We start from the raw sequence: 26942 nt of genomic DNA, 5'->3' as shown, positions 1-26942 counted from the left end.
AAGGATAGAGAAGAATGAACCGAGTACTGACCACTACACTGGCGACCCTGACTGTTGCCGCCCTCGTTACCCCGAAACCCGCTTTTGCCCAGGATGAGCGGACACAACGGATCGACCTGAGCTATCAGGTCATGTTTGGACGCTTTGCGAAGGCGGAGGAGATCCAGACGTGGAAAGCGCGTAGTGATGCTAGGAGCTGGAGTGTGCAGCAGTATGTCAATAGCCATGCTGCTTGGTTCGCTAGCCCCGGTGGGTTCGTCGAGGTGGAAAAGACCATCATTCGTGCGACGGAAGCGGCTTGGGGAACGTGGGGATATCAGAACCGCCCTGGTAACTACCAGCGATTTAGCGAACAGCGTGGCAAGAGCTGGAAGACATACGTGGATCTGGTCAAGATCCTTACGAATGAGATGGACAAGGATAAGGCGTTTAAGGCGAAAGTGGTTAAGGATAGCTATGCCAAAGCGGGTCTTAGCCACACGGAGAGCGACATCAATGGTTGGGTGAATGGCTTTGGAAATGGAAAATGCTACCTGCAGATTGTGGCGGAACACCTTGCCTGGAAAGCCCGGCAGCCCGGTGGTCAGGGGACTTCAGGCCTTAGTTCTAGCCCTTCACGGCCCATCTCCGAGGTGTTTCAGATTCCAAATGCTGGGATCGTGGCACTCGGCGGGGGAAACATCGTGGCACTTGGAGGAGGCAACATCGTGGCATTGGGGGGCAATAACCTCAATTCCATAGCTGATGCAGTGGGAGATTCGATTACTGGGGGGCCTGAGCGTGGCGCAGGGGGACGAAGTGCTGACCCACTTTCGTACCCAGAAGACCGCCGCGCTCTTGGCGTTTCTTGCTTTCCACAGCGGGAATCCTCAGTCGCGTGAGGAGCTGATCGAACGGTTCTGGCCCGAGAGTGAGCTGGAGCAGGGACGCATGAGCCTCCGCACCGCCCTCCGCAAGATCTTTGGAGAGCGACTTTCCACGGACAATGCCACGGCCATGCTCAGTGTCAACACGGCGGTGACAAGCTCAGGAGCGTCCAGAATCGCTTGAAGCTCGGGGATTGCGGGCAGGATATTATTGCCCGGGTTGCCTTCGTCCTTGAGAATCCCTGCGAGCCGTTGCTGGATTTTTCCGTGAAGTGGGGTGGGTAAGTTAGTGTGAAGAATCACATAACCATCGCGGTGAAACTGTTGGCACTGCTGAGTCGTCATAGTCTACGTTGTACCCGACATGGTATATAATTCGTCTGCGACTTTTCGCAACGAAAGATGAGAAGGATTATTTGATGCGACTCAAACGAGGACTTGTTTTTATCGTGCTTGCGGGTCTGGCAACCCAGCCACTGATGGGCTGTCCGAGCCTGCAGAACAGCGTTCCGCCGCCTGCTCCCCCGGCTCAAACAGCCCCTGCGGGCCGCTCTAGCCTGCCCGATCTCCCCCCCGACCCTCGCGCTGCTCGGGGTGGCCAGGTGCCCACGAGCGCGGGTGCCGTGGGAACTTCCGCGCTTCCGGCCAAAGCGGTACCGGGCAGTGCGCTCAACAAGTTCTTCCCCAATGATGCCGATGGCCTGAACCGGGTTTTCACACAGGAGAAGAATGGCTTTGCCATGGCGAACCTGAACAAAGGGAAAGCAACCCTTGCGCAGCTCTCCATCAACGACACGGCTGCCAACCCGAGTGCGCGCGATAAGTTCAAGGGCACAGGGTTCTCGATTGAGGGCTTTCCGGCGGCCAAGGAGGGGATGAGTGCAATTGCAGTACTAGTGGGAGACCGTTACCAGGTGAAAATTCGCGCCACAGGCTCCGCTCTGAGCGATTCGGAGCAGCAAAGCTGGCTTCTGAAGTTCGACCTCGCCGGGCTGGCGGGGCTGAAGTAGCCCCCTAATCCCCCATCGGACGGGGGGGACGACAAGGAGAAAATTTATGGATGCAATTAATGTTTACGCGGATCGCTTGCCGACGGCGGGGATCACGATTGGGGCGCTGAAGGCACTGGACTGGGTCGCGCCGGGCCAGTGGGAGAATATTGTCGGCTACGAGAACATGCTCTCCGCCTACACGGGTGAGAGCGATCTGGGGATATTACAGCAAGTCTCTGAGCGAAGTCTTGCACTCTTTGCCGACACGGCAGAGGGCTATCAGCGGGCGCTGTGGATCTACCAGGCCGTGGACTCCACCGACCACAAGCTGGGCAATGTCTCGCTGGCACACCAGCTCGGGGAGCGCTTCTCGGCGCTGAAATTTTTGGAAAAGCTCACACCGAGCGACGAAGTGACCCAGACCATTGACCTGACGATTAAAATTGTCGCGGAACTGACGGCATTTACCTATGTCAACGGGCTGCCCGGCGACTCGATCGGCGACTTTGTGGCCGCACTGGGCGAGTACGAGCACGACTCGCTGATCCGGATGGCCGCCTTAGTGACCTTCGATGGCCTGCTCCCGCTGGGCCCAGAGTTCCTGGATAAAGTAGATAGTAGCCTGCGCGGCTTCTCTGCCAGCCACCTACAGGGCAACGCGACTTTTAAGGCGCTCAGCTCGATGATCCCGGGCGGCGATACCCTCGGGCAGCTTGGCTTTATCGGCCAGACCTTCGGGGCAGTCTCCGGCTGGATTGGGAACTTCGTACAAGAACACGGCCTGACCCCCGAGAACATCTACGAGAGCCTCAAAGGCCGCATTGATGGTCTGGATGGCAAGATGGATGTGGTTGCCGCACTCATTGACACCCACACGGATTACTTCGCCCACACGGGGACACAGTCGCTCTGCCGAAGTCTGATGAACCGCGCCATCGCGGAGATCTAGGGGAGCGAAACCAAAAAAAAGCGGTCAATCAAAACGATTGACCGCTTCCACAGCATGTGGAGAGAAAAGGAGATCACACGACGAAACTATAACGTACGCTATAGATTATGTCAAGAGTTCCCGATAAAAAAGTTTCTTCTTTTTTTTTCGCCCCAAGCGTGTGGGGAGAACTCACTCATTTCCGCCTCCGTCACCCGCGCTCATCGCCTGGTTTGCCACCCCCATGTAGCCTTGAATTGCAAGCAGGAGCACGATCACGGCAGCCACAAGAATCGCGACGACGCCCAATACAACCGCGAGCTGGTGCGACTTCAGATCCGCCTCGCCTTCCAGGAAATCCGCCACTCGATTGAGCATGTCATCCAGGTTTCCTGTCTGCTCACCCGTGCGCGCCATCTGCACCGCGATCGGGGAAAGCACTCCCGAGCGTGCCAGCACGGCGGCGATTCCCTGCCCGGACATCAGCAGGGGGACACCATCCAGCATGGCCTCGGCAATCGCACGATTTCCACAGGCACGACCGGCGATCTCAACCGCGCGGACAATGTTCACCCCACCGGCAAATAGTGCCGAGAGTGCCCGGCAGAACCGCGCGGTGGCGTAGCGCCGGGAGACACCACCGACGCCGGGGATGAACATCTTGAAGTTATCCCACGCCGCGCCAAACCCCGGAAACTGGTTGAGAAACCGTGCCAGCCACCAGAGCAGCGCCCCGGCCACCGCGACAATGGCAGCGAACTTGACTTTCTCCTGCACCAGCGCCGTGCCCGATGCCCCCATACCCGCTTGAGTCCACTTAATCACTAGGTAGACAATCCCCGCCAGAGAGAGCACGATCTTCGGATAGAGCGTCTCGCGTGAGAGCTTTCGCCGGATCTCGATCTCCCGCTCCAGATAGTCTGCCAGCCGGTTACACATCGTCTCCAGCATCCCACCTGTCTCCCCGGCGCGGATCAGCTCGATCTGCATCGTGGTGAAGACAGCGGGGTAGTTGTCCATCACTTGCGAGAGCGGGGCACCGCTGGAAATGGCCGCCTGGCACTCGCGCAAGATGGTCTTGAGGCGCGTGTGCCTGGTCTGCTGCTCCAAGGCATTGAGCGCCTGAATGAGCGGGACACCGGAGCGCAGCAGTGTGGCGAACTGCCGGTAGAACATCGCCAGCTCCTGCAACGGCACGGAGACGGCAAACGGGGCAAACGCCACACGGCTAGGCGTGCCAACGGAGAGCGGGCGGTGTGGATTGGGTGTCGGGCTGAGCGTGTGATCGTAGACCGTGCCGGGCGCAGAGAGGGCAATCTTGCTGGGAAAGAGACCTTGTTCCCGGAGCGCGGCGGCGGCGAGACTGGGGTTCACTGCCTCGATCAGGCCGGAGATCTGTCGCCCCTGGCGGTCTTTAGCGTCGTAAGAGAAAGTTGGCATGGTTGGTTCTATTCAAAGGTTCCCAGGAACTGCCACATGAGCTTAAAGCCCCCGTAGAGCGCCAGGATCAGGACATAGCCCGATGTCACCAGCGTGATCATTCCGGCAAACTGTTTCTGTGCCTTTCGAGCAGTGTCGGTGGCGCGCGTCGCCTCTTCCTGGTAGAGCGCCGTCACCTGATCCAGCATCTCAGTGAGCTGGCCGGTGTGTTGCCCGGTGACAAGAAGCTGGATGGGATCGTGGTCCATCAAGCCGCTGGCCTGGATCGCCTGATCCAGCCCTTGTGCACTACGAATCTTTGGCAGGCCCCGCAGGAGCTGCTCGCGGAGCACGGAGTTAGGCACCGCACGTGCCGCCGCCTCGTAGGCTGTGGACGAGGCGACGCCCGAACGGAGCAGACGAGAAAGAACGCGGGTGAAGCTGGCGAGCGCCCGTGCCCGGTGGAGCTTTGCCATCGCGGGAATGCGCAGAGAGAGGGAGTCGCGCAGCGAGGCGGCAGCGGGAGTTGCCCACCACTTCCCCCCAAAATACGCCACGGCGTGGCAAGCAATCCCAAGCGGGATATAGAAAAATGCTTCCCACTTTAAGTAGGTGACGAGCAGGCCTCTGGGATCATCGAGCTGCCGGGTGGCGATCCAGATCAGGGTGGGGGGAAAGACAAGCACCGACCAGAGGCTCTGCCAGCTCAAAAAGCGCACCCACCACATGCCCTGACGCAGCGCCGCGTCTTGTTCCGCACCTAGGGCGGCCTCCTCGCAGGCAAAAGGCAAAAATCCCCCAGCCTCGCCCGCCGCCACTAAGCCAACCATGTGCTCTGGGAAAACACCATTGGTTCGGGCCAGCTCCCCCGCCCACGACGCCCCCTGCCCGACATTGTGTGCCATGACCGATCCGGCTGCCTGTATTCTCGGATTGGCCGTGCGTGGGGCAAGATTGGAAAGCGCCGCCCCAGGTGTCATTCCGGAGTGCAGCAGGGATGCCATCTGCCGAAAAAACAGTCCGAGATCCTCGGCCTTTGCAGCGGGTTGCATGCCCGAAACCTCTAGCGTGGGCACCGAGGTCGGGGCGGCGAAGGCGAGGTTACTCTGTACTGCGACCCGGACATAGCCTTTTCCCGCAAGACGTGCTTCGACCTCTTGTGAGGTGGTAGCATCCATCGCGCCCCGGAGGACACGTCCACTGGTTTCGGTGGCTTCGTAACGAAAGATTGGCATGGGCTTGCTCTATTGTAAACAGTCTGTTGGGGTTGCTCCGTTACGGGCGCAGAACGACCGTTTTAGCGCGGATCTCGCTGGGAAGGGCGCGGAGTTTCCCCACATCCTCCTGGGAGAGTCCGACGCCGTTCGGGCCAGCCAGAGCGGCTGTGAGCCGCAGGGGGTTGATACCGACGGCCTGAATCGCCTGAAGCTCATCGTCGGTGATACCCATTGCTTTGTAGAGAGGAGCCTCATCCGGGCCAAAGAGTCCGGCACTCTGTTGGTTGGCTAGCTGTGAAAAGCTCCGAGCATCTATGAGAACGCCTGTGTAGGTACTCTGAGGGGCAGCCGGTGTCGGAGCCAGAGCGCCCGCCGTTGCCACGCTGACATAGACCACGCCCCCTTTGATTTTTTGCGGCCCAGAGGCAGGCGACTGATTGACGATGGTATTCGGGGGGACGGTGGGGTTCACTACCTCGGGGGTAGTTTCCGAGAGGGCCAGCGTCAGCCCGATCTTGGCCAGTGCGGCCTCCGCACTGGCACGCTGCATACCCATAAGATTCGGGACATTGGCTTCTATAACGGTCTCACTACTCACCGGAGGCTTGGGGGCGGGGGTCGCCACGGTGACAACGCCGGGTGCCGGAGTGGGGTTTTTCAGTCGGGCTTTCTCCGCCTCGCGCCTCTTGATCGCCTCCCGTACTTTGGCAATGTCATCGGTAGCATGGTAGCTCCACAAGGACCAGAGGATCGAGCCCACCGCGACCAGTGCCCCCAGAAGAACCGCCGCACGGAGCGCGTAGCCGGTGATTGTCGTGCGCTGTGACTGCCGCTCTAGCACTTCCTCCCGCTGGGCCAGCTCTTTGGCACGCTCGTGGCTCTCGTGGATCTTATGGGGGATCGCTTCAAAGCCGATCATGGTGCCATCTGGGCGGACCCCGTGGAGATTGTAGAGGTGCACGAGCTCGTCGTGCTTGACGCGGACAATTCCCAAGTCGTGCAGTAACGTCTTCCAGTGCTCGTGCTCCGCGACCGCGTGAAAGACTGCGGCAGAGACTAAAATATGCCCCTGATCGCCACAGTCCATCACACGCTGCGCCGTGTTGATTCCCTCACCCGCGACGTCCATCACGCTATCGCCGTCTTCGTCCACGATTACCACTGGCCCAGAGTGAATTCCCTGGCGGAGCCTGAAGTTCGCGCCCACTTGCTCTCGAAGAGCGGCGGCCTGGTGCTTGATCACTTCATCCAGCGCGACGGCGGCAGCCAGGGGGTACTCAATATCCTGAAAGAAGACAATCGCCATCCCATCGCCCGTCTTGCGCACCATGAGCTGACCTTCGGTGCGTGCTACCTGGAACGCCGGGAGGTTGTAGACAAGGTTCTGAAGGGCTATCTGAACCGCCGCCTGCGAGTCGGCGGAGAGGCGCGAGTACCCGACAAAGTCTATGAAGAGCGTGTGCGCCGTACGCTTGGGTTGGATTTCAGACAGGGACATAATCTCTTGCGTTAGACCGTTGTTTCTGTGGCGAGGTTCCGCGTTGCCTGCCTAAGGCAGGGTTGCAGCCTCTGCGGGGGCCGTCAGGGTTTCCGAGGGAACATAGACCCTGCCGTAGTAGTAGCCGCCTTCTGGCCCTGGGCAGTGGTTAAAGACGGTTCCTAGAGTCGTGGCTCTTGCACGCGCCAGAAGCTGTATGGTCTTCTGCACGTTAACTCGTTTTGTTTCTCCCATCCCAATAACCACCAGGACGCCCTGCACCAGGGACGCCACCAGCACGGCATCGGCGACGGCTAACAGCGGCGAGGTGTCCAGCAGCACGATATCGCAGCGTGTCTCTAGCTCCGCCAGCAAGTGCCGCATCTTGTCCGAGCCCAGAAGCTCCGTCGGGTTGGGCGGCGGCGATCCGGCAGCAATCACGGAGACATTGTCAACGCCACTGGGCTTCAGAACCTCAGCGATCTCATGGGTGCCCACCAGAACGTCCACCAACCCCGGCACCGAGTTCAGCTTAAAGAGGTTGTGCTGCCATGGGCGGCGCAGGTCCGTATCTACCACAATCACGCGCTTTCCATCCATCGCCATTGCCATCGCCAGATTGGCAAGTGCGGTGGACTTCCCCTCCGCCGGAACCGCCGATGTAATCGCCAGAGAGCGCAGGGGCTGCTCCGCGACAAAGCGGAGGTTAGTACGCAGGCTACGAAAAGCCTCCACCAGCGGAGAAAAAGTGCTGACATCGCGAATTAGACGAAGCTCCTGCTTCTCAATCATTGGGATAAAACCCAGCACCGGGACACTCAGCAGGCTCTCGGCGTCCTCCGGCGTCAGAAACGTATCGGAAGTATCGGTTAACATTTCAGGTTCCATACGGCAATGAAACCCTATTTCTCTCTCGATAGCAAGCGGGCACACCGCGTTTGCCGCTCGCGCAGTGACAAAATTCATGATAGAGTGCTGACCAGTTATGGCACACACTCCCAACGGCTACTGGTATTTTAGCTTTTACTTCTTCCCGATCCGGGACGGAGCCGTTGTGTAGCGTCAGTCAGACACCCACACAAAGCCCGCCCCGGAACTCACCGGGGCGGGCTTTTTCTTTGGAAAAGAGTTTTACTATGGATCAGCTCGCCGATAAACGTGACGCCAGCGCCGTGACGCGCACCGTTCTCCCTGCCCCCGCGATTCTTCGCGAGGAGTTTCCCGTCAGTCCCGCCGCCTACCGCACCGTCTCCCAGGGCCGCGTGGCGCTTCAGCGCTTGCTTAGTCGTCAGGACAGCCGCTTTTTGGTCGTCACCGGCCCGTGCTCTATCCACGACCCTGAGGCTGCGCTCGACTATGCCCGCCGCCTCGCGCCGCTGGCGGCACAGTACAGCGACAAGCTCGTCGTGATGATGCGCACCTACTTTGAAAAACCTCGTACCACCATTGGCTGGCGCGGACTGATCAACGACCCGCACTTAGATGGTACTTACGACATGCCTGAAGGACTGCGCCGCGCTCGTAAGCTTCTCGTGCAGATCACTGAGCTGGGCTTGCCCGTCGCCACGGAGCTGCTCGACACGGCCACACCCGACTACTTCGCCGACTTGATCTCTTTTGGCTCGATTGGTGCACGCACTACCGAGAGTCAGCCGCACCGAGCGATGGCGAGCGGAATGCCCATGCCCGTGGGTTTCAAGAACGGCACCGACGGTGAGCTACAGATCGCGCTGGATGCCATGCTCTCGGCGCAGAGTCCCCACTCGTATTTGGGCTTCGACGAAGAGGGGCGCTGCTGCGTCGTTCGTACGCAGGGCAACCCCGATGTGTGTTTGATTCTGCGGGGTGGCAAGAAGAGCCAGCCCAACTACGACCGGGTGAGTGTTGCCCGCGCCGTGGCGTGCCTAGACAAAGCCGGTCTCCCCCCGGGTATCGTCGTGGATGCGAGTCATGCCAACTCCGGCTACGACCCGGAGCGCCAGCCGTTTGTCGCTGAGAAGATCGGACGCCAGCGCCTGGAGGGCGATAAGTCGCAACTTGGAGTGATGGTGGAGAGCAATTTAGTGGGGGGCAAGCAGAGCATTAGTTCCGAGATGGTCTACGGCAAGTCCGTGACCGATGCCTGCCTGGGCTGGGAAGAGACCGAAGCGCTACTAGGGCGCTTGTATTCGATGTTTTAGATGTTTTAAAGGGAGTATAATGCCGCTGTGCCAGCGACCCTTAAAACCATTCTGATTGCATTGCTTGCCGTTGCGGCGGGTGGTGCGGGGATAGCCTATAAGCCGTTTGGGATCGCACTTGGGGTGGGGGGAGCGCTGCTTGGCATTTGCTCGGGAGTGATCCGCCGCCCCATTCTTGGGTTCTGGCTGATGCTGTTTTTCTTCCCACTCTATCCCGCATTTCGCGCGTGGGCGCAGCTCAATCTTCCGCTGGTGCTGATGGGGATCAAGTTCTGGCCCGATGCCCTGCTCGGGCTGATCGGGATCGGGATCGTCCTGCACGCCATTGGGCACCGTCGGCGCTTAAAGCTCTATGGCGACGACTGGCCCGCGCTGGTTTGGGTCGTGACGGTGGCCTACGGCTCGGTGATCGCCTTTAAGAACCAGCACCCGTTTATCTTGCTCTTCGGCTGGCACTACGCCCTTCCCCCCGTGGTGGGCTACTTTGCGATCCGCCAGATTCGTCCCAGTGCCCGTGATGCCGCAGGAACCGTGCGTCTGCTGCTAGTAACCTATGTCTGCCTGACACTGCTCTCTCTGGCTGACTTCATCATTCGGCCTGAGTACACGGCAAAGCTGGCGCAAGTGGCTCGCCCGGAGGTGGCGGAGTGGGCAATGAATGTGGACGATAAGATTGCGAACACGGTTGAGTTCTGGACACGCTACGCCCGGATGCAGTCGCTGCTTTTTGAGGAGAATGTCTTCGGTTCACTCTCGTCGTTGGTCTCGCTGTACTGCCTCTCCTGGTTCACACTGAGCCGCCGGGCCGTGGGCCGTTTCTTCTGGCTCTGGGTACTGAGCACGGGGGGGCTTCTGCTCTCGGTCTCGCGAGGAAGCACCGCGGGGTGGGTGGTGGGAATCGTCGTCTTGCTACTGCTCTGGCGGCGCTACTCCTGGCGCTTGACCGTGGCTCTTGGATCCGTGACCGCTCTTGCCGTCGGGCTTTTTCTTTTTGCTGCCGACAACCCCAAAGTGAACTTTTGGGTGAAGATGATTGAGGGAACCGGCGTACTGGACGGCAGGTTTGGACAGGACCGCGCACACCAGTGGAAGGCCGGGCTGGAAATTTTCCTCCAGCACCCCTCGGGAACGGGCCTAGGCTCCGTGGGATATGCGGCATCGCGCTCAGGGGCGGGCAGTACCGTGGTGGCTGATAGTAACTACGTCGCCTATCTGGGTGAGATGGGAATTCCGGGTATTCTGGGGCTGATCGCAATGCTCGTTGGCCTCTTTTGGGTACTGGGCCGCTGGCAGCGCACCACCGACGACCCGGGCCTCAAGGCGCTGGGCATGACCCTCATTGCGTATCTGTCCGGTGAGTGTGTCCACGCGGCCTCTGCCAATGTCTTCGAGTACTACTACACCTGGCCGGTCTTCTGGCTGCTGGTCGGAGTGTACGTCTGCCGGTGTGAGGCGGGGAAGTTGCCCTCCCTCCCCCCGGCCCCCTCCCTCCCGTTATCGGGAGGGAGGGGGAGAATACGCGGAGGCGGCTGAGTCATGCGTGTTCTGTTCGTCTCCTGCGACCCGCTTGAGGGCGCTGTCACGCGCTACCGTTGTACGCACCTCGCCGACGCGCTGAAGTCCGCCGGGCACCACGCCGATGTCGTAACCATTTACGACCCGGTGATTCGGCTCGACCACGATATTGTGGTGCTCCACCGCATCTGCGCCAATAAAGAAGGCCAAGCGCTCGCCGATGCCGTCCGAAAAAGCGGCGCGACACTAATCTACGGCGCGGACGATCTGGTGTTTGAAGAAGGGCCGCACCATGCCATGCTCCAGCAAGCCGATGGGGTGCTGGTCTCGACAAATGCCCTAGCGGAGTTTGCACGAGAGGCTGGAGCAAAAGACGTTGCCGTGGTTCGGAACTGGAATACGTCACTTGAGCTTTGCTATGCTTCCGTCCGAGCAAAAATTGCCCCGGTTGAAGTGCTGTTCTCTGCGGGAACGAGAACGCATGACCAAAATCTTCGCCTTGTTCTTCCTGCTCTGAGGAAAATTTTGGCTTCACGCCCCTACGCAAAACTCATTCTCTTGGGAAAGATCCGGTACGACTGGCGCTTTTGGGGAATCAAGCACTTTGTCTGGTTTTCTGGTGGCTGGGATACTTACCATGCTTTCACCCATCAGTGCGATATTGCCATTGCACCTTTGGAGAAGACACATTTCAATTTTGGCAAAAGTGAGCTGAAGTGGTTGGAGGCAGGCTGTCACCTGACCCCATGCTTGGCAAGTAATTGGGGGGGATTTGCTGAGGTTGTGCAAGATGGCAAGGATGGATTTCTTGCAGACAGCATGGAGGAATGGGAAGAGAAACTGAGCCGGTTGATTGACGATGTGAATCTGCGGCAAGGAATGGGTGAACTTGCCGAGGTGCGTGTTCATGAGATTGCGGCACAGGAAGAAGCGAAAGTTCCAACGACATTTGCTATCTGGAACAAAGGCACGACGATTTCCCCCGTGATTTTTGACAATGGTAGAGGGTATCGAAAAGGGAAAGTTAAACGTCTTTTACGGAGGCTCGTCTGGTGAGGCTCTCCATCGTGATCGTGACCTACCGCTGCAAAGAAGATGTGCTCAAGTGTCTCGCGACTCTTCCCACAGATTCCCAGATTATCGTCGTGGACAATGCGAGTGGCGATGGAACCGTCGAGGCGATCCGGGCGCAGTTTTCGTCGGTCTGTGTGCTGGCGCTCGATGAGAATATGGGGTTTGCGCGGGCCAACAATCTTGCTGCGAAACACGCGACGGGCGAGTTTCTCCTCCTGCTCAACCCCGACACGGTGATTCCCGAACCGGGCACGCTCGCTCGCTGCATTGCCTACCTCGCCACCCAGCCGGAAACGGTTGCTGGGATGACCTGCCGCGTCGAATCCTCCGATGGCTCGCTCCAGTGGGAGTGTGCCCGCCGCTTCCCGACGGTTTTTTCCGAGTGCGACAAAGCTTTCTTTCCGTACCGCCGCTGGGACGCGATCCCCGGCTTCGACGAAACCCGTGAGCAAGCTGTCCCCTGTGTTCTGGGGGCGTTTGTCTTGCTACGGCTCTCTGCCTGGGAGCTTGTCGGTGGCTTCGATGAACGCTTTTTTTTGATGTACGAGGACGTGGATTTGTGCCGGAAGCTCGCGCAGAAAGGCAGAAAACTGCTGTACTGGCCGGGGGCGCGGATTGTCCATACGGGCGGGCAGTCGTGGAAGAGTGAGAAGCCGCGCACCTACGCCAACACGCATGTCTCGTCGCTTCAGTACGTTGCGAAATACGGACCAGGTTCCGAAAAATTTGTCCGCCGCGTCTTTCTGCTCGCGCTAGCGCTGAAGAAGCTCGCGACCCGTGGAAACCCCGACAAGCAGGCCATGATCGCCGCCGCCCAGGAGGCTTTGCGGTGACACTGCTCTACATCTCGACCCTGGATCATATTGTTCGCGTGATGCTGCCGCATCTGGAGGGCGCAAAAGACGCGGGCTACGAAACCCATGTCGCCTGTCAGTTCACGCGCTTCAAAGACGAGATCGCCGCCCACGCCGACGCGCTGCACCACGTCCCGATTCAGCGCAACCCCCTCGACCCACGGAACTTGCTGGCGCTCTTTCAGCTCGTCAAGCTTATCCGAAAGCTCCAGCCCGATATTGTGCACTGCCACAACCCGAGTGGTGGCTTTATCGGACGCCTCGCCGCGACGATGGCTCGAACCGGCGCAAAACGGGTTTATACAGCACACGGCTTCCACTTCCACCCGCTCGGCGGGAAGTTTAGCAACGCAATTTACCGTGCCATCGAAGGTTTCGCGGGGCGTTATCTCTCCGATGCCGTGCTCACCATCAATGCCTGGGACTTCGAGGAAGCCCAAAAACTCATGCCCAAAGAGCGCGTCCACTTCACCCACGGCGTCGGCGTTTCGACAGACGAGTTCGACCCCGCCACGGTCAGTACCGAGGAACGACAAGCCATCCGTGACGAGTTCGGAGTCTGCGAGGATGGTGTTTTGATTTCCTGCATCGGAGAGCTGATCCCGCGTAAGAATCAACGATTACTTCTTCACTCCGTATCCGATCAAACATTGGGACGCTGTGCCGAGAAAATGCGTCTGGTTTTAGTAGGGGATGGTATCGAAAATGAAAAGCTACAAGAAATCTCGAAGACAAATCAAACTTTTAATCCTGTCATCTTTGCAGGATTCCGTCGTGACACTAAAAAAATTCTTGCGGCATCCGATGTTTTTGTTTTTCCCTCTCTACAGGAAGGGCTCCCATGTGCAATACAGGAAGCGCTTTGTATGGAAATACCGGTACTTTGTTATCAAATCCGAGGTTGTGAGGATTTAGTGGATGAAAATTGTGGAAAAATTGTCAGGCATATTCCTTCTATTCTGTATTGGAATATTGCATTGAGTGCTCTGCTACAAAAATCCTCTGAACAACGCAAAGAACTGGGCCGTGCGGGACGGCAGAAAATGATCCAGCACTACTCACGCCCGGTCTGCGTCGCCGAGTGGCTGGAGATTTACCGGAGGCTCTTGCCATGATCGCCCTCGTCACCGGTGCGAGTGGCTGCGTCGGGTACGCGCTCTGCGAGGCGCTTCTTGCCGACGGGGGCTTTACCGAGATTCGTGGCCTGGTGCGTCGTGCCGATTCTGAGCTGCCAGATACTGTCGTGCGCTTCGTGAACGATCTCTCGTGCTGTGCCGACACGGATATTATCTTCCACTGCGCCGCGCTGGTGCACCAACCTAGCGCTACCAAAGACGAGTACCACGCTGCCAATGTCGGATTCACGGGCGAGATTCTGGATGCCTGCAACCCGGAGCGTCCGCCGCGCTTTGTGTTTTTCTCCACCGTCGCGGTCTACGGGGAGAGCACGCCGCGCACGGGGATTGTGGAGAGTGCGCCGCCAAACCCCCAGACCCCCTACGCCGCCTCGAAGCTCGCCGCCGAGAAGCTCATTGATCGCTGGGCCGACGATGTGGGAGCCATTGCCGTTCACCTGCGGCTGGCGACGGTTTATGGTGCGCGAGATCGGGGCAATATCGCCAAACTCGAAGCCGCTCTTAAAGCCGGGCGTTTTTTCATCCCCGGTGATGGCAAGAATAAAAAGACGCTCTGCGCGGTGGAGAACGCGGCGGCAGCGGCCGTTGCCCTCTCCCGCGCAGGCTCGATGGACGTGGTGGGGAAGCGCTTTGTGATCGCCGATGCGGCTCCCTACACGTTGCGCGAAATTGTGACGGCACTAGGCGGCAAGCCGCTTGTGCTGCCTCTGCCGCTGGCCCTGCTTGTTGCCCGTGTTCTCAAAGGCCCGGAAGGCGTGGCGCAGGTGCGGAAGCTAGCGGCGGACAATGTCTACAAAGCATCGCGGCTATTTGGGGCGCGGCGGCTGTGAAGCGCCTTGCTGATCTTCTGGCGGCACTGGTGGGGTTGGCTCTTTTTATGCCGCTGTGGCTAGTGCTTGCCTTTCTCATTCGGCTCGACTCGTCTGGCCCGGTGCTTTTTCGGCAGGTGCGGGTGGGAAGAAACGGGCAGGAGTTTGTCTTGCTCAAGTTCCGCTCGATGCGCACGGAAACCCCCAATCTCTCGACGGCGGAGCTACGGGCCACGCGACTGGAGCCGTACACGGGTTTGGGGAAATGGCTACGCCGTACATCGCTCGATGAGCTCCCGCAGCTCTGGAATGTCCTGCGGGGGGAGATGAGCTTGGTTGGCCCACGGCCCGCATTGCCCAGTCAGACCGCTCTCAACCTCGGGAGAAAGAAGAATGGGATTGACGCTCTCCGACCAGGTATCACCGGCTGGGCACAGATCAATGGCCGCGACGACCTAACCGACGAGGAAAAACTATCTCGTGACACGGAGTACCTGATTCGCCAGTCGCTGTTTCTCGATGGGAGCATTATCGGACGAACGATCGCGACGATTTTTACGGGAAAGGGAAACAAATAAGCTGCACTCGATGAAGATTTTCTAGCGAACTGCCGACCTCTCAGAGAGAGGTTATCAATGAAATATTCACAAAAATTCATTTTCTCCCTGACGGCTCGAAGTCTGCATCGTTTTGGCGTGTTTGTGGGGCTACGAATTGCCCGTCAGCTTTTAACTGGGCGCGGTACCTTTAGTATCGTGCTCCCCGGATATTCTCGTCCTATCCTGGTCCGTGGGGCGACATCGGATGTTGAAACATTTGAGAAAGTCTTTATTAGAGAAGAGTATAAACACGATCAAGTCGGAGCGGAGTTTATCATTGATCTGGGGGCAAATGTTGGTTATTCTGCGTTGTTCTTTGATCATATGTACCCTGGTGCTCACATATATTGCGTTGAGCCTGAGAATTCAAATTTTGAGATTTTGAAAAAAAATACGAAACATTGTAAGAATATTGTCCCCATAAATGCAGCAGTATGGAGTGAAAAAACACAACTCGTTATTAAAGACACGAAATCGGAAAAATGGGCAATTCAAGTTGCACTAATTGATTCAAATGACATTATTTTATTTCCATCTGCCGAAAAAGATTTAATAGAAACTGTAACCATTCTTGATATATTATCTATTGCGAAAAAAGATCAGATTGATATTCTTAAAATTGATATTGAATCGGCTGAGAAAGAACTTTTTTTATCGGGAACGGAGTCTTGGTTAGGTAATGTCCGAGTGTTGGTCATTGAGCTTCATGATCAACTACAATCTGGTTGTAGTATGGCATTTTATCGTGCGGTTTCACAATATAATTTTGACCAGTTCATTAATGGTGAAAATATTTTCCTCTTGCGGACGTCGGATGTCAAGCAATCTTCGGATGTCAAGCAATCTTCGGATGTCAAGCAATCTCTAGAAATCGCCGCATGAAAATGCATGCTTAGGTGGTTAACTTACCGTGGCACCGTAGCAACGGGCGACGTAGATAGCCTGGCTCATGTCGAGCTTGGTCTTGTCAAGCGAGACATTGCGAAAGTCAATGCGATCAAGAGTGGCGCCGACGAGGTTCGTCTGTTTCAATATCGCCCCCGTGAGATTCGCCCCACTGAGATCGGCTCCACCCAAGTTGGCCTCGGTGAGATCGACTGCGTGAAAGTCCGCGCCCTCGAGCTTCTGATCGTGAAAGTCAAATTTCTTCAATACTTGGTGCCGGAAATTAGCAAAGCTTAAATCACACTCACGAAAAGTCGCTCCCCCCAGATCGGCTTGCGTGAAATCCGCACCAAGCAGACGGCACTGAGAAAGCTCTGCGATAAACAGATTCGCCCCCACGAAGCGGCAGTTAGTGAAGTTACATTGGGTAAATTTTGCGGCATTGAGCTGGGCACCTGAGAAGTCGCACTCCTCAAAAAGACAGCCCGCCACATCGGATTCCTGAAAGTTTGCTCCAATAAACCGACATCGAATAAAACGCCAGTTGCGATAGAACACCTCGGCAAAATTGCTATGGCTGAAGTTTGTATCTACACGCTCCGGCTCTTCATCAGGACCATCCATGAACTTGCCTATTTCTCTCCTCCCACTTCGCCACCAACCTCCTCCCACATTACACGCTGTCGCGGAGCGACTTTGTGGCGGGACGCCAGCAGCGAAGCGGTATGGCCTCGTTTATGAGGCCGCCGTGAGGTCCTCAGGAAGCGTGAAGGTGGTCTTGAGAGCCTGGGTGATCCCGGTCTCTGCTGCCGCGTAGCCCGCTTCGATGATCTCGATGACGTGCGCCGCGTGGTCTGCCGTGACGATACTGGGCTTGCCGTCTCGCACCCAGCGCACGAGCTGCATCGTGTCTTCATACACATGGTGCTCGCCGAGCTTGCCGTGGGCGGCGTACTTGCCCGCGACGTGGGGTGTGACTTGCAGCGGCGAGAGGCCGTCGGACTTGCCCGGGTAGTCAATCGGCTCACCGTTGAGCTTGGTGCCCACAATCGAGCCTTTTTCGCCAAAGTAGCTGGGCTGTCCGAACTCACTGACCATTCCCGCAAACGTGCCGTGGATAAATGCGAACACATTGTCGCCAAAGTCCGCCAGGATCACCGTGTTGTCGTCGGCATCGCACTCATACGCCTCGCCCTTGAAGTGCCGGGTCTTGATCCCAATTCCCGACATCGCCGTGACGCGCTGGGCGGGTCCCAGAACGCCAGTCAGCGAGTGCAGCGCATAGACCGTCATGTCATACAGAGGGCCGCCACCGGGCTTGCGCCAGTACCAGCTCGGGTTGATGTTGCTCAGCGGTGTGTCCCCGGTGCGGACACCCTCCGTCTCGTGGTAGGAGCCGAATGCAGCGCCCGCCACGGCCCAAGAAAGCTTGCCCAGCCCACCGCTCTGGATAATCTCGCGTATCTTATGGTTCGTGGGGCGTAGCATCTGCCCAGGCGACGCCACTAAGTGCACGCCTTTGGCCTGTGCCCGCGCGATCAGATCCAGTGCCTCGCCGCTGGTGACCGTCATGGTCTTGTTGAAGTGGATGTGCTTGCCCGCCGCAATCGCCTTGATGCCTTGCTGGTAGTGCAGACCAATCGGGGAGCAGATAATCACGAGATCCACGTTTGGATCGGCGAAGAGCTCGTCCTCGGTCTCGTAGGCTTTTGCGACACCGTACTTATCCGCTGCGGCTTGTGCGCGGCCCGGCGCGGGGTCGCAGCAGGCGGCGAGGTGCACCTGATCTTGCACATCTTCCAGAACCAGATGGTCCAGAGCGCCCCGAATGCCAATACTGCCACACCCGACGACGCCGATTCCAACACGTTTGCTCATTTGCTATTTCTCTCCTGTGGCAGAGCACACCTGGCCCCGCCCGATCTCGTTTCGCCAACGAGCAAGCGTATTCCTTCCCCGCAGAGCTACGGGAACCCGTCGAAAAGCGAGACTCAGGCACAGTTCTTGCCTAAATTTATATCGCTAGAACGCCAATGAGAAGAGGGAGGCACTATGAAAAGACTGACTGAGCGGATACGGGATTTTGTTGGAAAGGGACATGCCACGGGGGCGCTGGAGCCCCTCGATAAAGCGCCGATTGCACCTCCCTTGCCACCCGCTCCTGTCCCCGCATCCGCCAACCCTATGGGGGCCAGCGTGAGCGTTGAGGCCGCCTACTCGATGCTTCACGCTTTTCCCAAAGATACCGACGATGCCCAGCGATTTCCGGCACTACGGTCGGCACTGGCGGCGACACAGGAGAATAAGAGCCAGACACTTCAGCAGCTTCTTGCCGAAGTGCTTCAGGAAAAAGCGCGCATTGCCAGTGTCCTTCAGAACCAGAATGTGAACTTCGATCTGCAGCAAGTCAAGATTACGGAGGCCGTGGATGCGCTCTGGGGGAAACGCGAAAAGCTCACGGAACACCACCAGCGCATCACGCTTCAGGGCAACGAGAGAATTGAGGGGTTGGATCAGCTCATTCAGTGCCTCTCACTCACCGACGAGGCAGTTCAGGTGCCGCTGCCTGCCACGGAGGTTCGTCTGCCGATGATGGAGCTACGGCCCCTGGGAGAGAGTCTGCAAGCCATTGAGGAGATTGTTGAGCAGAAGAGTGCAATTGTGGTAGAAAAGAGCGCGACTGCCACAGAGCCGCGCCCCAACAACCCCCGCAAGCTCTACTCACGGCCCGCTGCGTGACCTAGCCGACCAGGGCGCCTTCGGGCAGGAGCACAGCACGGCAGGGAGCGCCATCGGTAGGCAAGCTCAGCGGCAGGCAGACCAGCGTGTAGGCTCCCGCCGCGACGCCGCGCAGGTCTAGCCCCTCCACAATAATCACTGCCGGGCCTAGCAGCGCCCGGTGGGTCTCGGGGTTTCCTCCATAAAACGGCCCAATCGAGAGATAGTCAATGCCGATGAGCTTTAGCCCGCGCTCCACTAAGAACTGCGCCGCGTCCTCGGTGATCCCGACGTAGTTGGAGAAAAAGCGCGACTCCTCCAGCTTGCCGTCGTGGATCGTGCAGTGCAGCAGCAGGCGTGTGATCGGGCTGGGAAGGTTCTGCGCCTCGAACCAGGTTTTATCCAGCGGCCCGTTGCCGTCGTAGTGCACCACGTGGCAGGGCCCAATGAGCGTCTGGAGATCCAGCTTGTCTACCAGTCCACCGCCTGCCACAAAGTGCCGTGGCGCATCTAAATGCGTCCCAGTGTGGCACCCAATCGCCATGTCCGTCACCTGCACACCGTCGCCTGCCTCATGGCTCTTGACGATGCTCAGTTTCACCGGCTCATGCCCCGGCCAGACCGGAAAGCCCTCTCGAAGCGGATACGAAATATCACGAATGTCTAAGTTGTTCATGAAAAAGACAGTTCGACAGCGTGGCGTGTGTGCCCTCCTCTCCACATTCTTGGTGATCTACACGTTCCAACTTGTCAAAACCATGGGAATTATCTTTGCCAGACTGACGGGTCGCATCTGTGGGAACATCAGGTTCTATCTGAGGTGCCACTGGAAAATACTGACATCCACATCACGTCCAAACTTCTCACCGACACGCTCCAGGGTTCCGATCAGGCGAAAGCCCAGCTTCTCATGCAGACTGACCGAGGGAAGATTATCGGTGGAGATGAGGGCGACAATGGTTCGGATGTGGCGCTGGGGGGCATCATCGAGCAGCGCTTGCAGAAGTGCCTCCCCGATTCCCTGGCCCTGCGCCCGCGTGTCCACATACACCGAGTTCTCCGCCGCGCCCCGGTAGCCCGGTTTGGCATTATAAGGCGAGAGAGAGGCCCAACCGGCGATTATCCCATCGCGGTCCTCGGCGACAAAACAAGGGTAGGGGTCTCCATTGTGCTGCGCGAGCCAGTGTCGTTGTGCGGTAATATCGCGCTCGTCGGTTTCGAGTGTGGCAGTACTAGTCTTTACAGCATTATTATATATAGCCCGGATAGACTCTAGATCCTCTGTTTTTGCGAAACGAATTACAAAACTCACGAGATCGTTTTACCATAATGCGTCCATCCGATACAATTGTTTGTGGATAAATATGCACTCCTAACAAAAATTTCCCGATCTAATTTGGAGCGGGATGTTAAAGAGCTAGCGACGCGCTGGCCGACTCGGCACACGCTCTCAAAGCATCATCTTGCAATCGTGGCGCATCTGGAGACACGGTTTCAAGCCATCGGCTACCGGCCCACACGTCATACCTACGAACATAGTGGCAAGCAACTACAAAATATATTAGCGCAGAAGCCTGGCGGCTCTGGGGGGGCGATCCTGCTGTGTGCGCATTTCGACAGCCGCCAGGAGGATCTTGGTGCACCCGAAGCACGTGCGCCGGGCGCGAACGACAACGCCACGGGAGTGGCTGTTCTTTTCGAAATGGCGCGACTCCTGAAGGATATCCCGCTGCGGGTTCCGCTGCGCTTTGCCCTCTTCTCCGGCGAAGAGCAAGACCTCTGGGGCTCGACGGCCTATGCGGCGGCGTGTCAGAAGCGCGGCGAGAAGCTCACGCTGGTCTTCAATTTGGACGAAGTGGGCTACCCGGATAAGGCCAAAAACCTTTTTCTTGACCGCGACGAAGGGGGAGTGCCTGCCAACAACGCCGCCTCCGCAAAGCTCGTCGCGCGGCTGGCGACTCTGGCAAAGACGGTGGTCAAGGTTCCGACAAAAATAGACCCCGTGGAGGCATCGGACTACGTGCCCTTTGAACAGCTTGGCTACGTTGTCACGGGTCTTTATGAGGGCGAGTACCGGTATCCCCACTACCATAAGTCCACCGACACGCCCGATAAAGTGGACTTTGCCTATGTCGCCGATATGGCACGCTTGACCCTTGCTTTCCTACTGGACTACGCGAAATAGAATACACTAAGTCAGCCCGGCCAGAGTACCCGTGGCATCACTGAACTTGTCGGTCTCGATGCCGGATTTTTGCAGAAGCGTCAGCAAGACATTGGCGAGAGGAGGGTGCCTTTCCTGGTCAAACGCCAGGTGCTGCCCATGCTTGAGCCCCAGTGCCTTCCCACCTGCGAGAAGAAGGGGCAGGTTCTTGGGAGAGTGATCGCCGGTGCCGGTGCCTGAGTTCATCCCGGAGCCGTAGACAATCATTGTCCGATCCAGCATCCGGCTCTCGCCCTCCGCTGTGGCGGCAAGGAGCTTCACGAAACGCTCCAGACGGCTCAGATGAAACGTATCAATCTCGGCCAGTTTTTTGAGCTTGTCCGGGCTGCCGTCGTGGTGCGAGAGCTCGTGATGGTTCTCGCCGCCGCCGCCAAAGCCTCCGGCCTCGCGGGACCACTCGAACGTAATCACGCGTGTCGTGTCGGTCACAAAAGACAGATACGAGAGCTGGAGCATGACATCCAGCCACATGGGTCTGTCGTGCGCGTTGGCGGGCTGCATATTCAGGCCGAGCCCCGTTTCCGGCACCTTGGGCTTTGGCACATCAATCCAGCCCTGCAAGCGCCCTACTTGCTGCTCCGTCTCACGCACCGACGAGAAGTACTCATCGAGCTTGCGCTTATCGTCTATGCCGAGCTTCTTGTCCAGCGCCTTCGCCTCGGCGGCGATGTCATCCAGAATGGAGCGACGCTGGGTATACCGACGCAGCGCAGCGGCGCGGTCCGCGGCGTTTTCCGGGACAAAAAGGCGCTCGAACAGACGTCGTGGGGAGTTCTCCGAGGGCAGCGGCGTGCCATTTCGATCAAATGAGAGCGTGTGGGAGTGCCCCGCGCTTCCCGTGCCCGAGAGATCCGAGAGCTGGAGCGAGGGGTAGCGTGTGGCTTTGGCATGTGCCGCCGCCAGGAGCTGATCTACCGAGATGGAGTTAGCGTAGTCCGCGCCCGGGCGGCCCTTGAGATTCGCGCCCGTCAGCCACGTGTCCGCGCCCGAGTGACCCCCTTCGGAGCCAGGATGGCCGAGGCCCGAGAGCACCGTGAACTCGTCGCGCATAGAGGCCAGAGCCGAGAGTGTCGGGGAGAGTGTGTAGCCCGTGCCTGCGTCTGTGGGTACCCACTGGGCGATATTCACCCCGTTGGGAATGTAGCAGCAGATCAAGCGGGGATGCTTGGCACCGGATTTTGCCCACGGTTGAAACCCGGACTGCGCCGTTCCACGGCGGGGCAGCATGGCATCCAGCAGCGGTAAGAGCAGGCTCGCGCCCGTCGCCCTCAAAACAAATCGTCGGTTCATGGGGTTCATAGTCTCAGCTCCTGCACCCACTGTGTTTGTTCCTCAGGGAGAGGCAGCTCGGGCGGTTCGTTGTAGCGGAGGAGGGCACGGTAGCGCCCGGTGTCGTAGCACTCCGAAAAGACAGCTTGCAGGTTGAGTAGGATAGGGGCGAGATCTGTCCCAAGGGGAATGGGGAGCTCGGGCAGGCGGTCGGCGATCAGGAGCGGCCATACCTGAAACCGCCAGCGGTCGGTGACATCGTGGAGGCAAACCAGATAGTCCCAGCGTGCGCCCCGTTCTCGCAGGCTCTCCACAGGCACCGCGACCGTGTGTGCTCCCACGCGGAGCAGGTCAATCTCGATCAGGCTTGTCTCACTCTCAAGGAACTCATCTTGCCAGAGAATCCGGTTCTCCAGCCAGGGGTCCATTCCGGGGAAGGGGCTGGGCATAGGCTATTTTATCCGGAATGCCTCAGAGGTGATGGTGTACTCGATCAGAGCGCGCAGGGTGCGCTTGTTGTGCTTCATATGGACGACCGCGCCTTGCACGAGTGGTCGGTCGGCTAGGCTTAGCTCGCGGCCTAGGGCGAAGGTGAGGATTTTGGTGGCGAGGCAGGTGAGAAAGGCATCGCTCTGGGCCAGAAGCGCGTCCTGGAGACCGTCTACTCCGGTAATTTTCGTGCCATCGGGGAGGCTGGAGCTGGCATCAATCAGAGGATCGTTCTGCTCGACGCGGCCTTTGTAGCCGAAGCCCTCGCGCTCACGCCACGCGCCCGACGCATCAAAGTTCTCCAAGGAAAAGCCGAGCGGATCAATGTGGCTGTGGCAGCGGGCGCACTGCGGGCGCGTCCGGTGGATTTCCAGGCGCTTACGAACCGTCGCTTTCTCGATCCCTGGCACGCGCGCGGCAATCTCCCCGGCGTTGGCAACGGGAAGCCCCGGGTCGGCGTTGAGCAGTGTCTTCATGATCCAGGTTCCGCGCTTCACCGGCGAGGTGCGCGTGCCATTGGATGTGGTGGTGAGAATCGAGGCTTGCGTGGGCACGCCGCCCCGATGCACACCGGGCGGGACGGCAACGCGGCGGAACGAGTCGCCCTTGACACCGGGAATGCCGTAGGCGCGGGCTAGCCGCTCGTTGATGACCACAAAGTTGGACTTGATCAGGTTGAGAGCATCAAGATCATGCGTCAGAATCTCGGCGAAGAACGCCTCAGATTCCCGCACGATTGAGAGCTCAAAGTGTCTGTCGTAGCCGGGATAGAGGTCTGTGGCGGGGGGATTTGCTCCCACTTGCCCCAGTCCGAGCCACTGACCGGCAAAGCGCCTCACAAACTCGGAGGCACGTGGATCGGCCAGCAGGCGGTTGGTCTGACTGCGGAGCGTGGCGGGCTCGTGCAGCTTCCCGGTGTCCGCAAGCAGGGAAAGTGTTGGGTCGGGCTGCGTCCCCCAGAGGAAATACGAGAGACGCGCCGCCAATGCATGGTCAGAGAGCTTACCCACAGGCTCCATCAAAAAGAGAAAGTGGGGCGAGGCCAGCACTGCCGTCAGGGGAGCCTTGATCGCCTCGACAAAGCTCTGGCCCTGCCGCGCCTGATCAAAGAGAGCGAGCTTGCCAGTCAGCTCTGTTTCGGCAATAGGGCGACGGTAGGCTTGTCGTAGGAAGCGGGCCACTACTTCCTTGGCATAGGCCCGCTCGTTGCTCTGGCGCAAGGGCGAGGGGAAGAGGATTTTTGAGTGGCTTGAGGGCGGCCAGGCATCGTAGACCGGGCCTTCCAGCTCGAACCAGTCAATCAACAGCTCCGGGCGGGCGAAGTTTTCGTGGCTCTGGCACCAGGCGTTCTCCAGAACTCGCGGGATGTCGTAGGCGTAGTGGAAGTTCAACCCCGCCGACTGTGTGGTAAAGCGCACTGGGAACTCGTAGGTCTTGGGTGCGGCGTCCACATCGAACTCCGCTACCGTGCGCGGCTGCGACCCCAGATGCTGCACGAGCTTCACGCGTGGCGAACCATAGTTGTACATCGGATCGGTCTGAAAGTGGAGCAGATCGCGCTGGTAGGTCTGTTGGTGATATTTCGCCCCGTTGGGGTTCTTACGGAGGTCTTCATCCCGGCGAAAGGCGAGAAATTTCTCAGCGCTTGCCGTTACTTGCTCACGGCTTGGAATGCGCCCCGAGGCACGTAATCGGATAGTGTAGGTGCCCTCAATCGGCACGGCAAAATTACGGGCATCCACGCCCTTGTCCCAGCTCTCGTGGTGCACGACAACCCACTCACCCTCTTCGGTGTTCTTGCCGCCATTGACAATCACGAAGTTATTTTTCGCATCCAGCTTGACACGTCGCGCATCCATCGCCGTGGCTTTCGGATCAAAGCGCCAGACGATTTTCTCCGGACGCGGCTGGCTATCGTCAACGAGGGCCCGATCTAAAACTTGTTTTGCGGCGACGGCGTAGAGCTCAATGTGAAGTGGAGACACCGTGAGGGCACGGGCATTATTATCAAAACCTCCTGCCGACGGGTCCGTGGGGAAGCCGCTGGTGTCAAAGTCTACGCCGGTCAGATCCCGGAGGGAGTTTTTATACTCCTCGCGTGTGAGCCGCCGCATCACGGGTGCACGATCCCGTAGTGTTTCCTCAGCATTCTTTGTCTGGACAGAGACCCAGTCCATAAACATCGAGACCTCGGTGGGCGTTGGCTGCGGCGTCTCTTTGGGGGGCATGAGGTGGCTATTGAGTTGGTTAACTACCTCCGCCCACTTCCCCTTGATCGTGCGGTCCGAGAAGCGCGGTGTGAGTGCGCCGTCAGCCCGAAATGTCCCTTTTGCTTTGTCGCCACTATGGCATGCGATGCAGTATTTATCGAGAAATGGCCGTGCGATAGTCTTATAGCCGGGATCAGCTCCTGGTGCCTGCTGGGCGGGTACGGCAGGGAGGAGCCCACTCAACACAAGAGCTGCCCCCAGTGAAGCGCCTAGAAGTGAGCGATTCCGTCGGGTATTAGTGTCCTGTTGCATGGGCTAGCGTCTCCGTTGTTTGAGGGTCTGGAGGGCGATACGGACGACTCTGCCAAGGGGAGCAAGCTTGCTCAGAACCGGAGGGAGCAGGCCAAGGCGTTGTACAAGCGAGACACGTCGGCGAGATGCTTGGCTTGGTGTGGCCTTACGCTGACGTAGCAGGGTAAATACTCCGGCTGCCTGTCGCAGGTGCTGTGGCTCGATCCACATACCGGCGGGCGGCTTACCTACCGTCCAGCGACGCTGGATATTTTTTGAGCGTCTGAGCAGTTGCAGCGACTGTGTTTTGAGCTGCGCGACGATCACACTGCACGCGGCGACCAGTTCTTTGGCGGCGGTGGCGAGCGGCATGGTGCGGCGGGTGGCGTGCGTCACCGGGCCGTTTTTGATCTTGAATATCGCCGCCACGACGCAGACCCAGCCGACAAGCTGTGCGGCAAAGGCCACCACTACTACCACATCGAGAGCGCTCCATGTCATGTTTTCCAGTGTACCGAGCAGAAGACGAATTCGCGACAATCCCATGATATAATTTTGATTAGCGTCTTACCTTCACCGCTCCCATTTTCACGCCTGATTAGGGACCGGACTCCGGGGGAAGCGTCTGGCAAGCGAACTTTAAATTATGCGTTTTTTCGGGTTTCCACTACGGCGGCGGCGGATGGGGATAGATCTTGGTACCGCCAATACGCTCGTCTACGTTCACGGCAAGGGAATCTTGCTTCGTGAGCCTTCCGTGATCGCCTTCGATGTCAATCGTCAGGTGGTTGAAGCTGTTGGTGACGAGGCTAAGCGGATGCTTGGGCGGACACCAGGACATATTATTGCAGTACGCCCCTTAAAAGACGGAGTCATTGCTGATTTCGACCAAACCGAGCGGATGCTACGTTATTTTATCGAGAAAGTGACACGGAAACGTCCGTTTGATGCCCCACAGGTTGTGGTCGGGATTCCGTCTGGCGTTACTGAAGTGGAGCGCATGGCGGTGATTGATGCCACCAAAAAGGCCGGTGCAGGCGAAGCCTTCTTAATTGAAGAGCCCATGGCGGCGGCAATCGGGGCGGGCTTGCCGGTGGCGGAGCCGATCGGTTCCATGATTGTGGATATTGGGGGCGGGACAACAGAGGTTGCCGTGATCTCGCTCTCCGGCATTGTCACCAGTCGCTCGATTCGTGTCGCCGGAGATGAAATAGATGAGGCTGTCGTGGCCTATATTCGGCGACAGTACAATCTCTATATTGGTGACCGGACGGCAGAGGAAGTAAAGCTACAGATCGGCTCCGCTTTTGTTTTAGAGCAAGAGCTAGAGATGCTAATCAAAGGCCGCGACCTTCTGACGGGGCTGCCGCGCTCCACGAAGATCTCCAGCGGCGAGATTCGGGAGGCGATTGCGGAGCCCGTCAACCAGATCGTGGATGCGGTAAAGATGGCCCTGGAGGCGACACCACCCGAGCTTGCCGCCGATATTATGGACTCTGGTATCTATCTGGCCGGAGGAGGGGCGCTCTTGCGTGGGCTGGATCGGCGGATTCAAAAAGAGACGGAGATGCCAGTAAAGATTGCCCCCGATCCTCTCTCCTGTGTGGTTCTTGGTGCCGGAGAGGTTCTTGAGGAAGCGGAGCTCCATCCAGGGCTGCGCAATGCACTGGTATCGAGTCGGTCGCTCTAGAGTTCACGTTTAGACTAAATCGTGCCTCACATCGCTCTCTGAGAAGTGGCTCGTAGAGGGAGAACCTAGATGTCGGGAGAGATTGAGGAATTATGTGGCA

Annotated in this window: 27 protein-coding genes; 14 read left to right on the top strand and 13 right to left on the bottom strand. The window is 58.3% G+C overall.

Annotated features, from left to right (window positions below; translation table 11 throughout):
* The first annotated feature begins 14 nt into the window (after positions 1-14).
* A complete protein-coding gene (locus ACH2ED_RS16140; protein WP_395093271.1) occupies positions 15-881 on the top strand; it encodes a hypothetical protein in 867 nt (288 codons plus the stop codon).
* Here ACH2ED_RS16140 and ACH2ED_RS16135 read toward each other — a convergent pair.
* Entirely contained in the window at positions 870-1211 is a 342-nt protein-coding gene (locus ACH2ED_RS16135) for a hypothetical protein (RefSeq protein WP_395093268.1), read from the bottom strand. The two genes, ACH2ED_RS16140 and ACH2ED_RS16135, sit on opposite strands and share 12 nt — an antisense overlap.
* A gap of 74 nt (positions 1212-1285) precedes the next feature.
* Between ACH2ED_RS16135 and ACH2ED_RS16130 the strand changes: the two genes are divergently transcribed.
* Together ACH2ED_RS16130 and ACH2ED_RS16125 are read left to right on the top strand one after the other, a co-directional pair.
* Positions 1286-1876 (top strand): hypothetical protein, encoded by a 591-nt coding sequence (locus ACH2ED_RS16130; RefSeq protein WP_395093265.1) that lies wholly within the window; start codon positions 1286-1288, stop codon positions 1874-1876.
* A 46-nt stretch (positions 1877-1922) separates the two neighbouring features.
* Entirely contained in the window at positions 1923-2807 is an 885-nt protein-coding gene (locus tag ACH2ED_RS16125; protein ID WP_395093262.1) for a hypothetical protein, read from the top strand.
* A 171-nt stretch (positions 2808-2978) separates the two neighbouring features.
* On the opposite strand, the gene ACH2ED_RS16120 is transcribed toward ACH2ED_RS16125, so the two are convergent.
* The 4 genes from ACH2ED_RS16120 to ACH2ED_RS16105 are packed head-to-tail and all read right to left on the bottom strand — an operon-like array spanning position 2979 to position 7775.
* Positions 2979-4226, bottom strand: a complete 1248-nt coding sequence (locus ACH2ED_RS16120) for a type II secretion system F family protein (protein WP_395093259.1) — start codon at positions 4224-4226, stop codon at positions 2979-2981.
* An 8-nt stretch (positions 4227-4234) separates the two neighbouring features.
* Positions 4235-5440, bottom strand: a complete 1206-nt coding sequence (locus ACH2ED_RS16115) for a type II secretion system F family protein (RefSeq protein WP_395093256.1) — start codon at positions 5438-5440, stop codon at positions 4235-4237.
* A gap of 40 nt (positions 5441-5480) precedes the next feature.
* Complete coding sequence (locus ACH2ED_RS16110) at positions 5481-6920, bottom strand: adenylate/guanylate cyclase domain-containing protein (protein WP_395093253.1); 1440 nt, start codon at positions 6918-6920, stop codon at positions 5481-5483.
* A gap of 51 nt (positions 6921-6971) precedes the next feature.
* Positions 6972-7775, bottom strand: a complete 804-nt coding sequence (locus ACH2ED_RS16105; RefSeq protein ID WP_395093250.1) for a CpsD/CapB family tyrosine-protein kinase — start codon at positions 7773-7775, stop codon at positions 6972-6974.
* A gap of 260 nt (positions 7776-8035) precedes the next feature.
* Between ACH2ED_RS16105 and ACH2ED_RS16100 the strand changes: the two genes are divergently transcribed.
* The 8 genes from ACH2ED_RS16100 to ACH2ED_RS16065 are packed head-to-tail and all read left to right on the top strand — an operon-like array spanning position 8036 to position 15948.
* On the top strand, positions 8036-9079 hold the full coding sequence (locus ACH2ED_RS16100) for a 3-deoxy-7-phosphoheptulonate synthase (RefSeq protein WP_395093247.1): 1044 nt from the start codon (positions 8036-8038) through the stop codon (positions 9077-9079).
* Positions 9080-9106: 27 nt separating this feature from the next.
* Positions 9107-10612 carry an O-antigen ligase family protein gene (locus tag ACH2ED_RS16095; RefSeq protein WP_395093244.1) on the top strand — a complete coding sequence of 502 codons (1506 nt, stop codon included), beginning with the start codon at positions 9107-9109 and terminating at the stop codon, positions 10610-10612.
* 3 nt (positions 10613-10615) lie between these two features.
* Positions 10616-11650, top strand: a complete 1035-nt coding sequence (locus ACH2ED_RS16090; RefSeq protein WP_395093241.1) for a glycosyltransferase family 4 protein — start codon at positions 10616-10618, stop codon at positions 11648-11650.
* Positions 11647-12501 carry a glycosyltransferase family 2 protein gene (locus ACH2ED_RS16085; RefSeq protein WP_395093238.1) on the top strand — a complete coding sequence of 285 codons (855 nt, stop codon included), beginning with the start codon at positions 11647-11649 and terminating at the stop codon, positions 12499-12501. The genes ACH2ED_RS16090 and ACH2ED_RS16085 overlap by 4 nt, the downstream gene beginning before the upstream one ends.
* Positions 12498-13637, top strand: coding sequence for a glycosyltransferase (locus ACH2ED_RS16080; RefSeq protein ID WP_395093235.1), 1140 nt, complete (start codon positions 12498-12500; stop codon positions 13635-13637). Before ACH2ED_RS16085 ends, ACH2ED_RS16080 begins: the two co-directional genes overlap by 4 nt.
* Positions 13634-14488 (top strand): NAD-dependent epimerase/dehydratase family protein, encoded by an 855-nt coding sequence (locus tag ACH2ED_RS16075; protein ID WP_395093233.1) that lies wholly within the window; start codon positions 13634-13636, stop codon positions 14486-14488. Before ACH2ED_RS16080 ends, ACH2ED_RS16075 begins: the two co-directional genes overlap by 4 nt.
* Complete coding sequence (locus tag ACH2ED_RS16070; RefSeq protein ID WP_395093230.1) at positions 14485-15045, top strand: sugar transferase; 561 nt, start codon at positions 14485-14487, stop codon at positions 15043-15045. Before ACH2ED_RS16075 ends, ACH2ED_RS16070 begins: the two co-directional genes overlap by 4 nt.
* 57 nt (positions 15046-15102) lie before the next feature.
* Positions 15103-15948, top strand: a complete 846-nt coding sequence (locus ACH2ED_RS16065) for an FkbM family methyltransferase (protein ID WP_395093227.1) — start codon at positions 15103-15105, stop codon at positions 15946-15948.
* 18 nt (positions 15949-15966) lie between these two features.
* On the opposite strand, the gene ACH2ED_RS16060 is transcribed toward ACH2ED_RS16065, so the two are convergent.
* Together ACH2ED_RS16060 and ACH2ED_RS16055 are read right to left on the bottom strand one after the other, a co-directional pair.
* Positions 15967-16575, bottom strand: a complete 609-nt coding sequence (locus tag ACH2ED_RS16060) for a pentapeptide repeat-containing protein (protein WP_395093224.1) — start codon at positions 16573-16575, stop codon at positions 15967-15969.
* A 111-nt stretch (positions 16576-16686) separates the two neighbouring features.
* A complete protein-coding gene (locus tag ACH2ED_RS16055) occupies positions 16687-17829 on the bottom strand; it encodes a Gfo/Idh/MocA family protein (protein WP_395093222.1) in 1143 nt (380 codons plus the stop codon).
* A gap of 174 nt (positions 17830-18003) precedes the next feature.
* Between ACH2ED_RS16055 and ACH2ED_RS16050 the strand changes: the two genes are divergently transcribed.
* Complete coding sequence (locus ACH2ED_RS16050) at positions 18004-18690, top strand: hypothetical protein (protein WP_395093220.1); 687 nt, start codon at positions 18004-18006, stop codon at positions 18688-18690.
* 1 nt (position 18691) lies between these two features.
* Here the strand turns inward: ACH2ED_RS16050 and ACH2ED_RS16045 are convergent, their stop codons facing one another.
* Positions 18692-19345 carry a cyclase family protein gene (locus ACH2ED_RS16045; RefSeq protein WP_395093218.1) on the bottom strand — a complete coding sequence of 218 codons (654 nt, stop codon included), beginning with the start codon at positions 19343-19345 and terminating at the stop codon, positions 18692-18694.
* 135 nt (positions 19346-19480) lie between these two features.
* Positions 19481-19981 carry a GNAT family N-acetyltransferase gene (locus ACH2ED_RS16040; protein WP_395093215.1) on the bottom strand — a complete coding sequence of 167 codons (501 nt, stop codon included), beginning with the start codon at positions 19979-19981 and terminating at the stop codon, positions 19481-19483.
* A 42-nt stretch (positions 19982-20023) separates the two neighbouring features.
* Between ACH2ED_RS16040 and ACH2ED_RS16035 the strand changes: the two genes are divergently transcribed.
* On the top strand, positions 20024-20854 hold the full coding sequence (locus tag ACH2ED_RS16035; RefSeq protein ID WP_395093213.1) for a M28 family metallopeptidase: 831 nt from the start codon (positions 20024-20026) through the stop codon (positions 20852-20854).
* Positions 20855-20860: 6 nt separating this feature from the next.
* Here ACH2ED_RS16035 and ACH2ED_RS16030 read toward each other — a convergent pair whose 3' ends face one another.
* Genes ACH2ED_RS16030 through ACH2ED_RS16015 form a run of 4 tightly spaced genes read right to left on the bottom strand, consistent with a single transcriptional unit; the run spans position 20861 to position 25698 of the window.
* A complete protein-coding gene (locus ACH2ED_RS16030) occupies positions 20861-22183 on the bottom strand; it encodes a DUF1552 domain-containing protein (RefSeq protein ID WP_395093210.1) in 1323 nt (440 codons plus the stop codon).
* Positions 22184-22188: 5 nt separating this feature from the next.
* The gene (locus ACH2ED_RS16025; RefSeq protein ID WP_395093207.1) at positions 22189-22611 is read right to left on the bottom strand and encodes a DUF4058 family protein; all 423 of its coding nucleotides are present in this window, start codon (positions 22609-22611) and stop codon (positions 22189-22191) included.
* A gap of 3 nt (positions 22612-22614) precedes the next feature.
* Positions 22615-25173 (bottom strand): DUF1592 domain-containing protein, encoded by a 2559-nt coding sequence (locus ACH2ED_RS16020; RefSeq protein ID WP_395093204.1) that lies wholly within the window; start codon positions 25171-25173, stop codon positions 22615-22617.
* Between the two features lie 3 nt (positions 25174-25176).
* A complete protein-coding gene (locus tag ACH2ED_RS16015) occupies positions 25177-25698 on the bottom strand; it encodes a hypothetical protein (protein WP_395093202.1) in 522 nt (173 codons plus the stop codon).
* Between the two features lie 100 nt (positions 25699-25798).
* Here ACH2ED_RS16015 and ACH2ED_RS16010 point away from each other — a divergent pair, with 100 nt between their 5' ends.
* Positions 25799-26842, top strand: coding sequence for a rod shape-determining protein (locus ACH2ED_RS16010; protein ID WP_395093199.1), 1044 nt, complete (start codon positions 25799-25801; stop codon positions 26840-26842).
* Positions 26843-26942: the final 100 nt, after the last annotated feature.

The sequence above is a fragment of the Armatimonas sp. genome, assembly GCF_043757465.1.
GTDB lineage: Bacteria > Armatimonadota > Armatimonadia > Armatimonadales > Armatimonadaceae > Armatimonas.
Note: the sequence above shows the minus strand (reverse complement) of the source record. Positions and strands in the feature narration are given on the sequence as shown.

Excerpts from the sequence above, each read along its gene's own strand:
- ACH2ED_RS16140 (WP_395093271.1), top strand. The coding sequence starts at position 15 with ATGAACCGAGTACTGACCACTACACTGGCGACCCTGACTGTTGCCGCC.
- ACH2ED_RS16135 (WP_395093268.1), bottom strand. The coding sequence starts at position 1,211 with ATGACGACTCAGCAGTGCCAACAGTTTCACCGCGATGGTTATGTGATT.
- ACH2ED_RS16130 (WP_395093265.1), top strand. The coding sequence starts at position 1,286 with ATGCGACTCAAACGAGGACTTGTTTTTATCGTGCTTGCGGGTCTGGCA.
- ACH2ED_RS16125 (WP_395093262.1), top strand. The coding sequence starts at position 1,923 with ATGGATGCAATTAATGTTTACGCGGATCGCTTGCCGACGGCGGGGATC.
- ACH2ED_RS16120 (WP_395093259.1), bottom strand. The coding sequence starts at position 4,226 with ATGCCAACTTTCTCTTACGACGCTAAAGACCGCCAGGGGCGACAGATC.
- ACH2ED_RS16115 (WP_395093256.1), bottom strand. The coding sequence starts at position 5,440 with ATGCCAATCTTTCGTTACGAAGCCACCGAAACCAGTGGACGTGTCCTC.
- ACH2ED_RS16110 (WP_395093253.1), bottom strand. The coding sequence starts at position 6,920 with ATGTCCCTGTCTGAAATCCAACCCAAGCGTACGGCGCACACGCTCTTC.
- ACH2ED_RS16105 (WP_395093250.1), bottom strand. The coding sequence starts at position 7,775 with ATGTTAACCGATACTTCCGATACGTTTCTGACGCCGGAGGACGCCGAG.
- ACH2ED_RS16100 (WP_395093247.1), top strand. The coding sequence starts at position 8,036 with ATGGATCAGCTCGCCGATAAACGTGACGCCAGCGCCGTGACGCGCACC.
- ACH2ED_RS16090 (WP_395093241.1), top strand. The coding sequence starts at position 10,616 with ATGCGTGTTCTGTTCGTCTCCTGCGACCCGCTTGAGGGCGCTGTCACG.
- ACH2ED_RS16075 (WP_395093233.1), top strand. The coding sequence starts at position 13,634 with ATGATCGCCCTCGTCACCGGTGCGAGTGGCTGCGTCGGGTACGCGCTC.
- ACH2ED_RS16065 (WP_395093227.1), top strand. The coding sequence starts at position 15,103 with ATGAAATATTCACAAAAATTCATTTTCTCCCTGACGGCTCGAAGTCTG.
- ACH2ED_RS16060 (WP_395093224.1), bottom strand. The coding sequence starts at position 16,575 with ATGGATGGTCCTGATGAAGAGCCGGAGCGTGTAGATACAAACTTCAGC.
- ACH2ED_RS16055 (WP_395093222.1), bottom strand. The coding sequence starts at position 17,829 with ATGAGCAAACGTGTTGGAATCGGCGTCGTCGGGTGTGGCAGTATTGGC.
- ACH2ED_RS16050 (WP_395093220.1), top strand. The coding sequence starts at position 18,004 with ATGAAAAGACTGACTGAGCGGATACGGGATTTTGTTGGAAAGGGACAT.
- ACH2ED_RS16045 (WP_395093218.1), bottom strand. The coding sequence starts at position 19,345 with ATGAACAACTTAGACATTCGTGATATTTCGTATCCGCTTCGAGAGGGC.
- ACH2ED_RS16030 (WP_395093210.1), bottom strand. The coding sequence starts at position 22,183 with ATGAACCGACGATTTGTTTTGAGGGCGACGGGCGCGAGCCTGCTCTTA.
- ACH2ED_RS16025 (WP_395093207.1), bottom strand. The coding sequence starts at position 22,611 with ATGCCCAGCCCCTTCCCCGGAATGGACCCCTGGCTGGAGAACCGGATT.
- ACH2ED_RS16020 (WP_395093204.1), bottom strand. The coding sequence starts at position 25,173 with ATGCAACAGGACACTAATACCCGACGGAATCGCTCACTTCTAGGCGCT.
- ACH2ED_RS16015 (WP_395093202.1), bottom strand. The coding sequence starts at position 25,698 with ATGGGATTGTCGCGAATTCGTCTTCTGCTCGGTACACTGGAAAACATG.
- ACH2ED_RS16010 (WP_395093199.1), top strand. The coding sequence starts at position 25,799 with ATGCGTTTTTTCGGGTTTCCACTACGGCGGCGGCGGATGGGGATAGAT.